General features: G+C 73.7%; 12 protein-coding genes. 7 read left to right on the plus strand and 5 right to left on the minus strand.

Going from position 1 to position 12332, the window contains the following annotated elements; all coding sequences use genetic code 11:
• Window positions 1-65: 65 nt before the first annotated feature.
• On the minus strand, window positions 66-1178 hold the full coding sequence (locus ACQ1X7_RS11665) for a glycosyltransferase family 4 protein (protein ID WP_432478369.1): 1113 nt from the start codon (window positions 1176-1178) through the stop codon (window positions 66-68).
• Entirely contained in the window at window positions 1175-2002 is an 828-nt protein-coding gene (locus ACQ1X7_RS11670; protein WP_432478370.1) for a sulfotransferase, read from the minus strand. Before ACQ1X7_RS11670 ends, ACQ1X7_RS11665 begins: the two co-directional genes overlap by 4 nt.
• Window positions 2003-2181: 179 nt before the next feature.
• On the opposite strand from ACQ1X7_RS11670, the gene ACQ1X7_RS11675 reads away from it, so the two are divergent.
• The 3 genes from ACQ1X7_RS11675 (at window position 2182) to ACQ1X7_RS11685 (ending at window position 5838) form a co-directional block, all read left to right on the plus strand.
• Entirely contained in the window at window positions 2182-3039 is an 858-nt protein-coding gene (locus tag ACQ1X7_RS11675; protein ID WP_432478371.1) for a sulfotransferase domain-containing protein, read from the plus strand.
• A 67-nt stretch (window positions 3040-3106) separates the two neighbouring features.
• A complete protein-coding gene (locus ACQ1X7_RS11680) occupies window positions 3107-3934 on the plus strand; it encodes a sulfotransferase domain-containing protein (RefSeq protein ID WP_432478372.1) in 828 nt (275 codons plus the stop codon).
• Window positions 3931-5838, plus strand: coding sequence for an ABC transporter ATP-binding protein (locus tag ACQ1X7_RS11685; RefSeq protein WP_432478373.1), 1908 nt, complete (start codon window positions 3931-3933; stop codon window positions 5836-5838). Before ACQ1X7_RS11680 ends, ACQ1X7_RS11685 begins: the two co-directional genes overlap by 4 nt.
• Here the strand turns inward: ACQ1X7_RS11685 and ACQ1X7_RS11690 are convergent.
• Window positions 5807-6931: a glycosyltransferase family 4 protein gene (locus ACQ1X7_RS11690; RefSeq protein WP_432478374.1), complete on the minus strand. Its 1125-nt coding sequence runs from the start codon at window positions 6929-6931 to the stop codon at window positions 5807-5809. The two genes, ACQ1X7_RS11685 and ACQ1X7_RS11690, sit on opposite strands and share 32 nt — an antisense overlap.
• Window positions 6924-7838: a sulfotransferase domain-containing protein gene (locus ACQ1X7_RS11695; RefSeq protein WP_432478375.1), complete on the minus strand. Its 915-nt coding sequence runs from the start codon at window positions 7836-7838 to the stop codon at window positions 6924-6926. The genes ACQ1X7_RS11690 and ACQ1X7_RS11695 overlap by 8 nt, the downstream gene beginning before the upstream one ends.
• Window positions 7839-7937: 99 nt before the next feature.
• Between ACQ1X7_RS11695 and ACQ1X7_RS11700 the strand changes: the two genes are divergently transcribed.
• The 4 genes from ACQ1X7_RS11700 to ACQ1X7_RS11715 are packed head-to-tail and all read left to right on the plus strand — an operon-like array spanning window position 7938 to window position 11374.
• The gene (locus ACQ1X7_RS11700) at window positions 7938-8723 is read left to right on the plus strand and encodes a polysaccharide deacetylase family protein (protein ID WP_432478376.1); all 786 of its coding nucleotides are present in this window, start codon (window positions 7938-7940) and stop codon (window positions 8721-8723) included.
• The gene (locus ACQ1X7_RS11705) at window positions 8716-9921 is read left to right on the plus strand and encodes a glycosyltransferase family 4 protein (RefSeq protein WP_432478377.1); all 1206 of its coding nucleotides are present in this window, start codon (window positions 8716-8718) and stop codon (window positions 9919-9921) included. The genes ACQ1X7_RS11700 and ACQ1X7_RS11705 overlap by 8 nt, the downstream gene beginning before the upstream one ends.
• Entirely contained in the window at window positions 9918-10517 is a 600-nt protein-coding gene (locus ACQ1X7_RS11710) for a sugar transferase (RefSeq protein ID WP_432478378.1), read from the plus strand. The genes ACQ1X7_RS11705 and ACQ1X7_RS11710 overlap by 4 nt, the downstream gene beginning before the upstream one ends.
• Window positions 10514-11374, plus strand: coding sequence for a sulfotransferase family protein (locus ACQ1X7_RS11715; protein ID WP_432478379.1), 861 nt, complete (start codon window positions 10514-10516; stop codon window positions 11372-11374). The genes ACQ1X7_RS11710 and ACQ1X7_RS11715 overlap by 4 nt, the downstream gene beginning before the upstream one ends.
• Here ACQ1X7_RS11715 and ACQ1X7_RS11720 read toward each other — a convergent pair.
• Entirely contained in the window at window positions 11364-12314 is a 951-nt protein-coding gene (locus tag ACQ1X7_RS11720; RefSeq protein ID WP_432478380.1) for an O-antigen ligase family protein, read from the minus strand. The genes ACQ1X7_RS11715 and ACQ1X7_RS11720 overlap by 11 nt on opposite strands.
• Window positions 12315-12332: the final 18 nt, after the last annotated feature.

The raw sequence follows: 12332 nt of genomic DNA on the forward strand, positions 1-12332 counted from the left end.
CGGCCGGTCCGGCGTCGGGAGGCGCTCGCCGGGTGCCGCCGGGTGCCGCCGGGTGCCGCCGGGTGCTAGGTCGCAGGGACGCCGTACAGGCGCAGCATCTGTCGGGTCACCGACGCCGGCGAGAACCGCTGTGCCCGGCGGGCGCCCTCCTCGCCTGCGGTACGCCGCAGCGCGGGGTCCACGGCGAAGCGGCGCACCGCCGCGGCCGCAGCGGCGGCGTCCCCGACGGGGAAGACGGTTCCGGCCCCCGTCCGCAACATGTCGTGGATGGGTTGCAGGTCGGTCGCGACGACCGGGATCCCGTTCAGCATCGCCTCGGCGGTGATCCGCGAGAAGGACTCCTGGCGTGACGGGACGAGCACGATGTCGCACTGCGCGTAGACCCGCCGCACGTCGGAGTGCGACTGCGTCTGCGTCACGTGCGGCATCCGGTCGAGCCGGTCCCACACCGGCGCGTTGAAGTCGGAGGGGTTGCGGTTGGTGAAGAGCTTCCACTCGATCGGGAGGTCCGCCAGCGGTCCCACGATGTCGGGGAGCAGGTCGAAGCCCTTGCGCCAGGTCGGCGGGCTCAGGTAGCCGACCGTCACGCGCGCGTTGTCCCGGCGCTCCGGGGCGACCACGTCGGCGGGATCGATCGGGTTCGGCACGATCTCGACGTCCGAGGCCCGGCACAGGCCGTTGTCGACCGCCACCTGGGTCGCGGTGTCCGAGACCGCGGCCCAGGTGACCTCCGGGAGGAGTCGCCGCCACACCGGTCCGAGGCGACGCCCCCACTCCGAGCCCACGGGGTCGTGCACCCAGACGGTGACGGGCGTGCGGGTCAGCAGCGCCGCGGGCAGGGCGAGGTTCAGGCCGGTCGTGGCGTTGGCGTGGATCGTGAGCAGCTGCCGTCGGTACCGCACCGCCGTCAGCGCGACGCGTGCCGAGGCGAGCACGCGGACCGCCCGCCGCATCGGGGTGACCAGGCTCCCCTCGCTCCGCCGCAGCCGCGGGAGGTCGACGTAGGCGTCCGCGGCACCCCGGTCGCGCACGGTGGACACGAACCCCCCGTGCCCGGGGGCGACGAGGACCCTGGTGACGTGCCCCTCGAGTCCCTCGAGGAGGGTGACCAGGCTGCGGTTGGATCCACCCAGCGGTGCCGGGCCGGCCACGAAGAGCACGTGGCGCCGCTGGGTCACGCGCGCCCCCAGAGGTCGAAGTCGGGCCCGACCAGCTCGCGCAGGCGGACGACGTCGTCGGCCAGCTCGGACCAGATCCACTCCTCCAGCTCGGGAGACACCTCCGCCACCTCCTGGGGGAACGGCCTGCTCACGATCCGGAGCCCGTGGGCGCGCACCGATCGGGGCACGTGCCGGGCCAGGCGGGTCCGGCGCAGCAGGCGACGCCCCGAGTCGACCAGCGGCGGCGCCTGGCGCTTGTTGGCCGAGCGGTTGAGCTCGCGGTCGAGCGGCCGGATCGGCGCGTCCGGGTCGACCCCGAGGAACCCGAACACCTCCCGCATGGTGTCGGTCCGCGCGTCGCGGAGCTGGTCGTTGGCCAGGACCAGTACCTGGTCGCGCCGGAAGTGCTCGAGGTAGAGACCGAGCTGGTAGGCGTACCGGCTGGTGTCGAGGTAGTCGGGGTTCTCGCGCACCGCCTCGTCGAGCGGCCTGCCCTCGCGCCCCCGGTCGACGTAGTGGACGTACTGCGACCGGATCCGCTCGACCGGGTTCCGGATCAGGTAGACCAGCCGGACGTCGGGCACCGCCTCGGCGATCCGGGCGGGCACACCCTCGAACCGGGGGGCCTGGGTGTAGCTCGTCGACGCCTCGCCGCGGGCCCGGTAGCCCTCGCTGCCCTCGAAGTAGCCCTCGTAGGACCCCAGTCCGCGGCGCCAGCCGTGGGAGAAGAAGTGCAGCTCCTTGGGCGTGGTCACGAAGACCTCCGGGTGACCACGGAGGTAGGAGAAGAGGCTCGAGGTGCCCGACTTCGCCGCACCGATCACCAGGAACGTCGGCAGCATCGCGGTCGGCCCCCTTTCCTCACCGTTTGCCGTCCACGCCGCACCTGGGGGGCGTGCTCGGCGCCCATCGTGGCACAGCGATCGCCCCGAGGGGCGCGCTCCGGTGGAGTATCCTGCCCCCCGTCGCCGGACCGGCGGCACAGCTGTCGGCAGGGGGCGAGATGGCGGGGGCGGAGTCCGTGCGGCTTCCCGATTTCGTGGTCATCGGCGCCATGAAGGCCGGCACCACCTCGCTCTTCCGGTGGCTCGGCACCCACCCCGACTGCGACCTCCCCGAGGCCAAGGAACCGCACTTCTTCTCGAACGACGCCGAGTTCGCGCGGGGCACGGGCTTCTACGCCGCCTACTTCGCCGGCACCGACCCGGACCTGACGACCGGCGAGGCGTCCGCGTCGTACGCGGACCCGCGGATCGCGGCCCGGGTCGCCGAGCGGATGCACGCCACCCTCCCGGCAGCCAGGCTGATCTACCTGGTGCGGGACCCCGAGGAGCGGCTCCGGAGCCACTACCTCCACGAGCGGCAGCGCTCCCGCGAGCAGCGTCCGCTGCCGGACGCCCTGGCCGACCCTGCGAACCCGTACGTCGCGATGTCCTGCTACGCCGACGCGCTGGAGCCGTTCCTGGACCACTACGGACGTGGGTCGGTGCTGCTGGTCCGGCTCGCCGACCTGGCCGGGACCGAGTCGGCGGGCTGGCAGCGGGTCACGCACTTCCTCGGGCTGCGCGACGTCGCCGGCACCGCCGAGCGCTCCAACGAGACCCGCAGCAAGGTGGCCTTCAACCCGCTCCTCCTCCGGCTGTGGGAGTCGGGCTGGCTGGACCGGGCCAAGACCCTCCCTGCTCCGGTGCGGCGGGCCGGCCGCGCGCTGCTCGGTCGCTCCACCAGCGCCCTGCAGGCGGAGGGCGCAGCAGTCCGGCAGCAGGAGCTGCCGACCGAGGTGCGCAGCCGGCTCGCGGACCAGTGGACCCGCGTGCACGCGCTCATGGGGGAGACGGCGCCGGCGCTGGGTGCCGACGACCTCGGCCAGCTCACGTGATCCGATGGTGTGGCGCCACGGTGCGGGGTACGCTCCGTGCGTCGGACCATGGCTGAGGGGGGCCGTGATGTTGCCGGGTTTCATCCTGATCGGGGCCATGAAGAGTGGCACCACCAGCTTGTCGGCGTACCTCTGGGAGCATCCCGACATCTTCTTCTGCAAGCCCCGCGAGCCGCGGTTCTTCAGCGACCACTACGACGACGGGCTGGCCGCCTACGAGCGGCTCTTCGACGACGCGCTCCCCGGGCAGGTCTGTGGGGAGGGGTCGACCAACTACTCGGTGGCGGCCCTCCACCCGGGGGTGCCGGAGCGGATCGCCGCGGCGTGCCCGGACGTGAAGATCCTGTACCTGCTGCGTGAGCCCGTTGCCCGGATCCGGTCGCTCTACCAGCACCGGCTGGACCGCAAGCCGGACCTCCGGAGCATCGACCAGGCCGTCTTCGAGCAGCCGATCTACCTCGAGTCCGCCCGGTACGGCGCCCAGCTCGACGCCTACCTCGACCACTTCGACCGCGACCAGGTCCTGGTGCTGTCCTCCGACCGGCTCCGCGAGGACCGGTCGTCGCTGCTGGCCGAGGTCTACGGGTTCCTCGGCGTCGACCCCGGCTTCACGCCGGCCGACCTCGACGAGATGCACAACCCCGGCGACGCCCACCGACGGATGCCCGGACCGCTGGCCGCCGTACGCGGGACCCTGGCGCGGACCCAGGTGCTCGAGCGGATCCCGGTCTCGGCCAAGCACACGCTGCGATCGTGGACGATGCGTCCCCAGCGGCCCACGCAGACCGAGGTCTCCCCCGAGCTCAGGGAGCGCATCCACGAGGCGCTCCACCCCGACCTGCAGCGGCTGCGGACCATCGTCGGCCCGTCGTTCGACCTGTGGGGGCTGGCGTGACCACGGCCGAGTCGCCCGTGTCGTCGTCCGCGGACGCGAACGCCGTCCTCGACACCTCCGAGGCCGTCCCCCGCGAGCCCGGGCGCTCCTCGCGTCGCGGGACCCTGGCCAAGGCGTGGGTGCTGGCCGACGGCGTGCGCCGCCGCAGCATGGCCGTGCTGGTCGGCCTGTCGATCTTCGGCAGCGCCCTCGAGACGCTGGGCGCGGCGCTGATCGTGGTCGTGCTCGGCCTCGCCACCGGCAACGGGGAGATCCGGCTGCCGGTCGTGGGCGACGTCTCGGGCTACGTCCCCGGAGGTTCGAACGACGCCAAGACGGTGTGGGCGGCCGCGATGCTGGCGGCCTTCTTCGTGGTGCGCGGCGTGGTGATGGTCGTGCAGACCTACGTGCAGCAGCGGATCCTGTGGCGGGCCGGCGCCAGGCTGTCGGCGACCATGCTCAACGGCTACCTCCACGAGTCCTACGCGTTCCACCTCCGGCGCAAGACCTCCGAGCTGACCCGCAACGCCTTCAACGGGGTCCAGGTGCTGGTGGGGTCGGTCATGATCCCCATGGTCACCCTGGTGACCGACCTCCTCGCCACGGTGGTGCTGCTGGCGTTCATGCTGGCCATGTCCCCCGGGGCGACGCTGCTGGCGCTGGGCATCCTGGGTCCGGTGATCCTGCTGATGCTCCGGGTGCTGCAGCCCCGGCTGCGGCGGCTCGGCCAGATCAGCCAGGACGAGGCGAAGCAGACCCTCCACCAGCTGCAGCAGACGCTGGTCGGCATCCGCGAGATCAAGCTCCACGGCAACGAGCCGTTCTTCGTGCGCATGTTCGCGAGGACCCGGATGCGCGCCGCACGCGCCCAGTACGTCAAGGGAGCCACCCTCGTGCTCCCCCGCACCATCATCGAGACCAGTCTGGTCCTCCTGCTGCTGGTCCTGGTCGCCGTGACCGCGCTGACCGGCGGCGGCGACGCGGGTCCCGTGCCGGTGGTCGGCCTGTTCGCGTACGTCGGCTTCCGCCTGCAGCCGTCGCTCCAGCGGATCGTGCTGTCGCTGAACAACTTCCGCTTCGCGGCCCCGGCCGTCGACCACCTCTACGACGACTACGTGACCATGGACCACGCACCCGACCTGCGCTCCCAGCGGCGGGCGATCGAGGAGCCTGTCGGCAGGCTCGAGTCGCTCCACGTGGACTCGGTCTGGTTCTCCTACGGCGACGACGACCGCCACGCCGTACGAGGCATCGACCTCGGGCTCCGGCGGGGCGAGTCGATCGGGATCTGCGGGCGCAGCGGGAGTGGCAAGAGCACGCTCGTCGACATCGTCTGCGGGCTGCTCGCGCCGACGCAGGGCCACGTCGAGGCCGTGGTCGACGGCGTCCGCTCCGACATCGCCGACGACCTGAAGTCCTGGTACTCCCACGTCGGGCTGGTCTCCCAGTCCGTCACCATGTTCGACGGCTCCATCCGGAGCAACATCGCCTTCGGCGTGCCCCCCGACGAGGTCGACGAGGACCGGATCAGCGAGGTGGTCGAGCTCGCCCAGCTCGGGCCGATGCTGGCAGCGCACCCCCAGGGGCTCGACGCCGAGGTGGGCGAGCGAGGCCTGGCGGTCTCCGGCGGGCAGCGGCAGCGGATCGCGATCGCCCGTGCCCTCTACCTGCGGCCGGAGCTGATCGTGTTCGACGAGGGCACCTCGGCGCTGGACAACGAGACCGAGGCCGCGCTCGTGAGGGCGATCGCCGAGCTCCGGGAGGACCGCCTGATCATCATGGTCGCCCACCGGCTCTCGACGGTGCAGCGGTGCGACCGGATCGTCTACCTCAGCCACGGCACCGTGACGGCGGAGGGCACCTACGACGAGCTGCTCGCCGGTCACGAGGAGTTCAGGTCGATGGTGGCGCAGGGCGGCCACTGACGGGAGGACCGAGCAGCCGGGTCCACTCCTCCAGCACCGTCGACAGCTCGAAGCGCTCGACGCACCGGCGCCGCGCGGCCGCTCCCATACGGTCGCCGTCCGCGAGCACGCTCACCACGGCGGCACCGATCTCGGCCGCGTCGTCGGACCCCACCAGCAGGCCGGTGTCGCCGTCGGCGACGACGTCGGCGACGTACCCCACGTCGGTGCTCACGGCCGGCACCCCGCACAGGCCCGCCTCGACGAGGACCCCCGGCACGCCCTCGCTCTCGCTCGTCATCAGGACGACGTCGCTCGCGTGCAGGAGGGTGACGACGTCGCCGAGGCTGCCGAGGAACCGCACCCTGCCGGCCGACCGCTGCGCGTGCCGCTCGAGGGCTGCGCGCTCCGGCCCGTCCCCGGCCACCAGCACCAGCGCGCCCGGGACGCGGGCGCCGGCGTCGAGGGCCAGGTCGACCCGCTTCTCCGGGGACAGCGCGCCGACCACGGCCACGGCCCGGTCGTCCGGCGCCAGGCCGAAGGCGGCGCGGGCCTCGTCCCGCTCCGCGTCCGTCGGCGGCCGGAACCGGCGCCCGTCACGCATGTTCCGGATCGTGTGCAGCCGATCGGTCGGCACCCCGAGGTAGTCGTGCAGCACGGCGGCCGTCTGCTCGGTCAGCGCGGCGACCGCGGAGGTCCGCGCGAGCAGGAAGCGCACCCGGCGCCGCCGCCACGGGTCACCTGCCCAGAACAGCGGGTCGCCGATGTTCTGGTAGACGAGCCGGCGCCGCAGCCCGGCTGCGGCCGCCACCATCGCCGGCAACGTGCGTGAGCCGTGCCCGATGACCACGTCGGCGGCCCGGACCTCGGCCCGCAGCCGGAGCAGGGTCCGGGGTCCGAGGGTGTGACGGCCCAGCACGGGTACGCCGGGCAGCACCGCTTCGTCCGCCTGGGCCAGGGCCACCAGCCGGGTCGAGTACCCACGGCAGGTCAACGCCTCGGCCAGCATCACCGCCGCCGACTCGGCCCCGCGTCGCTGGTTGCGGGAGATCAGCTGCAGGATGCGCGGGCTCCCGGCGGGCCGGTCCCCGGTCCCCCGGAGCCGGTCAGCCACCGTCGCGCCAGCTCGGGACGTGGCCCCACACCTCGGCGAGGCGACGGTCGGGCTCCTCGAACGCGGCGTACAGCTCCCGCTGCAGCCCCGGGTCACCCATCGGCCGGGTCACCTCCGTGTGCGGCCTGCTGTAGTTGCGGAACTCCTCCGGCAGCCAGTCGGACAGGCCCAGGAACCGGGTGATGCCGGTCAAGCACTCGGCCGGGCTGGTGTAGAGGTCCCGGCTCTCGACGACGAGCAGCTGGGACCGGGGGTAGTGCGCCAGCCAGCGCTCCAGCTGCTCGGCGTAGCGGCCGCGGGACACGTAGGAGAAGCGCGCGTGGATCCGCGAGAAGTAGCCGGGGTCCTGCCGCATGTGCTCGAGCTCCGGTGCGAGCCGGGACTCCTCGGCCGCCACCGCCTCGGGGAACGACAGCTTCTCGAAGCCGAGCTGGCGCATGTGCCGGTAGTGGGAGTAGGCCCGCTCGACCGGGTCGCGGAGCAGGGCGACGAGCCGCGCGTCCGGGAGCAGGGCGGCCGCGCGCCGGGGCACCTCGGGGTGGAACAGGTAGCACGGCGTGGCCTCGAACGTCTGCAGCGGGTGGTGCCTCGCGCGGCCGAGCGCGCCGCGCGCCCGCAGCGGGAAGTGCTGCCGGTACCAGCCCTCGCCACGGTCGTGGTGGACGTTGAAGTACTCGATCTCCTTGCGCAGCGGCCGGGCGACGTCGGGGTGGGCGCACAGCCACCTGAACAGGGAGCTGCTGCCACCCCGCATCGTGCCGATGACGAGGAAGTCGGGCAGCGCGCGCAGCCCGGCGGTCGGCCTGCGGAGCGCGACGCGCTGGCGGGCGATGCGGGCGCGGCGCTGGACGCTGACCCGGCCCCTGACCGCGTCGGCGACGCGTGCGGCGGCATTCACTCGGCTCACCCCCACCTGCGTCCGGACCGCGGTCCACGGAGCGTAAGGCTGCCGAAGTGTCCCGCGCAATCGACGGACCGGGGCGAGGAGACGCCTTACCCTGTGCATGTGCGGGAGGCACTGAAGCGGGGGCTGGCGATGATTCCGTCGGGGGTGGCGAGCGGCGCCACGCTCCTGATCTACCACCGCGTCGGTGGGGGATCCCGGGACGAGCTCGACGTCGACGTCGACCGGTTCCGCGGCCAGCTGGACGCGCTCGCCGACCACCACGTGGTGTCCCTGGACGACGCCGTCGCGGGGGTGCACGACGGCGTCTCCGCGCCGCGCGTGGTGCTGACGTTCGACGACGGGTTCGGCGACGTCCACGAGCACGCCTGGCCGCTGCTGCGCGAACGACGGCTGCCCTTCACGATCTACCTCACGACTGGCTACGTCGGTGGCCGGATGCAGTGGGAGGGCTCCACGGCCCGCGAGCAGGGGGCGCCGGCGCTGACCTGGGAGCAGCTCCGCGAGATGGTCGGCAGCGGCCTGTGCACGATCGGGAACCACACCCACACCCACGTCCCGCCGGACCTGCTCAGCACCGCCGAGCTCGACCGCTGCACCGAGCTTGTCGACCAGGAGCTGGGCGTCGTCCCCCGGCACTTCGCCTACACCTGGGGGATCCCGGTGCCCAGGCTGGAGCAGGAGCTCGCTGCACGGTTCGCGAGCTGTGCGACCGGCGAGCTGGGCCGCAACCTGCAGGGGGTCGACCCGATGCGGCTGGCCCGGGTGCCGGTACGGCGCACCGACCCGCTGCCCTTCTTCCGCGCCAAGCTGCGGGGGGACCTGCTGCCGGAACGCCTGTACGGCGGCGTGGTCGCCGCCGCGAAGGGGGTGGGCATGCGTGGCTGAGACGACGGCGGAAGGGGTCGAGGTCCCCCGGTGGCGCGGACCGGGCGGGCGACGGCTGCGCGTCGCCCACCTCACCACCGTCGACATGAGCCTGGCGCTCCTGCTCGGCACCGAGCTCACCGTGGACGTCGAGGCCGGCCTCGCGACGTACGGCGTGTCGGCCCCCGGCCGCTACGTCCCGGAGGTCACCGCCCGGGGCGTCGAGCACGTGCCGCTACCCTCGCTGACGCGGAGCTGGGACCCGCGCCGCGACCTGCGGGCCACGGCCGAGCTGGTGCGGGCGCTGCGCCGGCTCCGGCCCGACGTGCTCCACACCCACAACCCGAAGACCGGCGTCATCGGCCGGGTCGTCGGCCGGCTGCTGGGCGTCCCGGTCGTGGTCAACACCTGCCACGGCATCTGGGCGGCTCCCGGTGACCCGGCGCGGCGACGCCTGCCGGTCCAGGCGGCCGAGGTGGCGGCGTCGTGGTTCAGCCACGCCGAGCTGTTCCAGAACGCCACCGACCTGGCCACCCTGTCCCCCTGGCTCCGGGCCGGCAAGGCGGAGGTCGTCGGCAACGGCACCGACCTGAGCAGGTTCCGCCCCTCCATGCAGGGGCGGATCCGGGTGCGGTCCGAGCTCGGCGTCGACGACGACGTCGTGCTGGTCGGCGGTGTCGGACGGATGGTGGCCGAGAAGGGGATCCGGGAGTTCGTGGAGATGGCGCAGCGGCTCGGCACCGAGCACGGTGGCCGGGTGGTCTTCTGCTGGGTGGGGCCGGACGACCCGGACAAGCCCGACGCCGTGACCGCCGCGGGCGACAGTGTCCAGTTCCTCGGCGAGCGACGTGACATGCCCGCGATCTACAGCGCCCTCGACGTCTTCGTCCTCCCGTCCTACCGGGAGGGCTTCAGCCGCTCGGCCATGGAGGCGGCGGCGTGCCGGGTGGCGATGGTGCTCTCCGACATCCGGGGGTGCCGCGAGATCGGCGAGCACGGCACCCACCTCCTGCTCGCGCCTGCCGGGGACGCGGCGGCGCTCACCTCCCAGGTCGAGCGGCTCGTGACCGACTCCGGCCTGCGGTTCCGGCTGGCCGAGGCCGTCGAGCGGCGGGCGCACGCGGAGTTCGACCAGCGCCGGGTCGCGGCCCGCTCCCTGGCGACGTACGCCGACGTGGCGCGGCGGCGGCGCCTCGGCTGGGTGGAGGCGCCGTCGTGAGGCGCCTGGTCGACCTCGTCGTCGCCGGGGTGGCCGGCGTGCTGCTCGCCCCGCTGATGGCCGTGGTCGGAGTGCTGGTGCGCTCCCGGCTGGGCTCGCCGGTGCTGTTCCGGCAGCGCCGGATCGGCCGCGACGAGGTGCCGTTCGAGATCGTCAAGTTCCGCACCATGCGCCCCGAGGCGTGGGCCGGCGAGCCCGACGCCGACCGGGACACCTCGCTCGGCCGGGCCCTGCGCGGCCTCAGCCTCGACGAGCTGCCGCAGCTGTGGAACGTGGCCCGTGGTGACATGAGCCTGATCGGTCCCCGGCCGACCCTGCCCGAGCAGGTCGTGCACTACTCCCCCCGCCAGCACGGCCGGCACGCCATCCGGCCCGGCCTCACCGGCTGGGCGCAGGTCAACGGCCGCAACTCGATCTCGTGGCCGGAGCGGATCGAGCTCGACCTCTGGTACATCGAGCACCGCTCGCTGGCCCTGGACGCGCGGATCATCGGGCGGACGGTGCTGCGGCTGATCCGTCCGACCGGCATCTACGGCGAGGGCGGGGTCAACCAGGGCTTCCTCCCGACCCGCGAGAGCGAGGAGGGCACCCCGTGACCGAGCACCCACAGGCGCCACCCCCGTCGTTCATCATCGCCGGCGCGATGCGCTCGGGCACCACCGCGCTGACGTCGTGGCTGCGGCTGCACCCGCAGGTGCACATGTCCTCCACCAAGGAGGTGCACTTCTTCGACCGGCACTACGAACGCGGCTGGGACTGGTACGCCGAGCACTTCACCGGTGCGGAGCCCGGCGCCGCGACCGGTGAGGCGACCCCCAACTACCTCTACCACCCCGAGGCCGTCGGCCGGATGGCCCGGGACGTGCCGTCGGCCAGGATCGTGATCCTGCTCCGTGACCCCATCGCGCGGGCACACTCCCACTACCTCCAGCGCCTGAGCGGCGGCAAGGAGTCGCTCTCGTTCGCCGAGGCGCTCGACGCCGAGGAGCAGCGGCTGGCCGGGGGCGGCGAGCTGGAGCGCGCGTACTTCTCCTACGCCGACCGGGGCCGCTACCACGGCCAGCTCGAGCGGCTGTTCGCGCACTTCCCGCGGGAGGCGGTCTCGATCCACCTCTTCGAGGACCTGCGCGACTCCCCCGTCGAGGTCTTCCGGGCGGTGGCCGGGTTCATCGGCGTCGACCCCGGCACCGTCCCCGACGCCGTCGGCGCACAGGCCAACGCCTACCAGCAGTTCCGCTCGCTGCGGGTGCGTGACCTCTCCGGCCGTCTCCCGGGGCCGCTGCGCCGGGCGATCGGCCGCTTCAACCGGGTGGACGTCGAGGCCTACCCGGAGATCGAGCCGGAGGTGGTCGAGCGGCTCGCCGCCGAGTACGCCGCCGAGCGGGAGCCCCTCGCCCGGCTGCTCGGCCGTGACCTGCACGAGTGGGACCTCTGGGACCGGGTCAGCCCCTGAGGCGGAGGCCCCGCCCGCCAGAGTCCACCGCCGCGCCGAGCACCAGCGACGACAGCAGCAGCACGGCGCCGAAGTGCAGGACGTAGTCGACCGACGCCGGCAGGAGGAGGGCGCCGAGCAGGATCGCGTCGCGGCCGAGCGCGACCACCGCCCACGCCAGGACCAGCAGCAGCAGGACCACGCCCACCCACCCCAGCTCGGCGCCGGTCTGCAGGAGGGCGGAGTGCGCCCACGCGAGGTCGGGGTCGGCCGCGGTCGGGCTCTCCTGGGAGAACCGGCCGGGGCCGACGCCACGGACCGGGTGGTCGCCGAGCAGCCCCCAGGCCTCGCTCCACAGGTCCAACCGCTCCTCGGAGAGGACGGACACGACCGCACCCGGCGGCGCCCACGCACCGGAGGCCCAGGCCACGCTGAGGAACGGCGGGAGCGCGACCACGAGGGCGCCCGCGCCGAGCCAGACCTCCGTGGGGCCGAGGTCCCGGAGCAGCCCCCAGACCGCCACGAGCAGGCAGGCCACCGCGGCCGTCTGGGCCCCCTCGGCGAGGCACACCCACGCCAGCAGCAGCGCGATCACGGACGCCCCCAGCTGCCAGGAGCGGGGACGGGTCTCGGCGGCCACCACCGCGCCCCCGGCGCCGGCGACCAGCATCGCGCCGTTCGCGTTCATGTACCCCAGCGGCGGAGCCAGGGGGTTCCCGGACAGCGACTCCGGTGCCGACAGCACCACGGCGCCCACCGCGACGGCCAGGGCGAGCAGGCCCGGGACCACGGGCTGGACGCGTCCCAGCGCGACTCCGGCCAGCAGTCCCCCGGCGACCACCGCGCACGACACGGCCCAGCTGGTCGACCCCGGCGCCGCCGGGTGGACGAACAGCGCCCAGCCCCCGAGCAGGGCCAGCGGCACCACCCCGACCAGCGGAGACCGCAGGATCTGGCTCACCGGGCCGCCCGATGCGCG

Origin of the sequence: Nocardioides sp. GXQ0305, assembly GCF_050880345.1 — a bacterium.
Classification (GTDB): Bacteria; Actinomycetota; Actinomycetes; order Propionibacteriales; family Nocardioidaceae; genus Nocardioides.

Coding starts and splice junctions, on each gene's coding strand:
- ACQ1X7_RS11680 (WP_432478372.1), top strand. CDS start 3,107: ATGTTGCCGGGTTTCATCCTGATCGGGGCCATGAAGAGTGGCACCACC.
- ACQ1X7_RS11670 (WP_432478370.1), bottom strand. CDS start 2,002: ATGCTGCCGACGTTCCTGGTGATCGGTGCGGCGAAGTCGGGCACCTCG.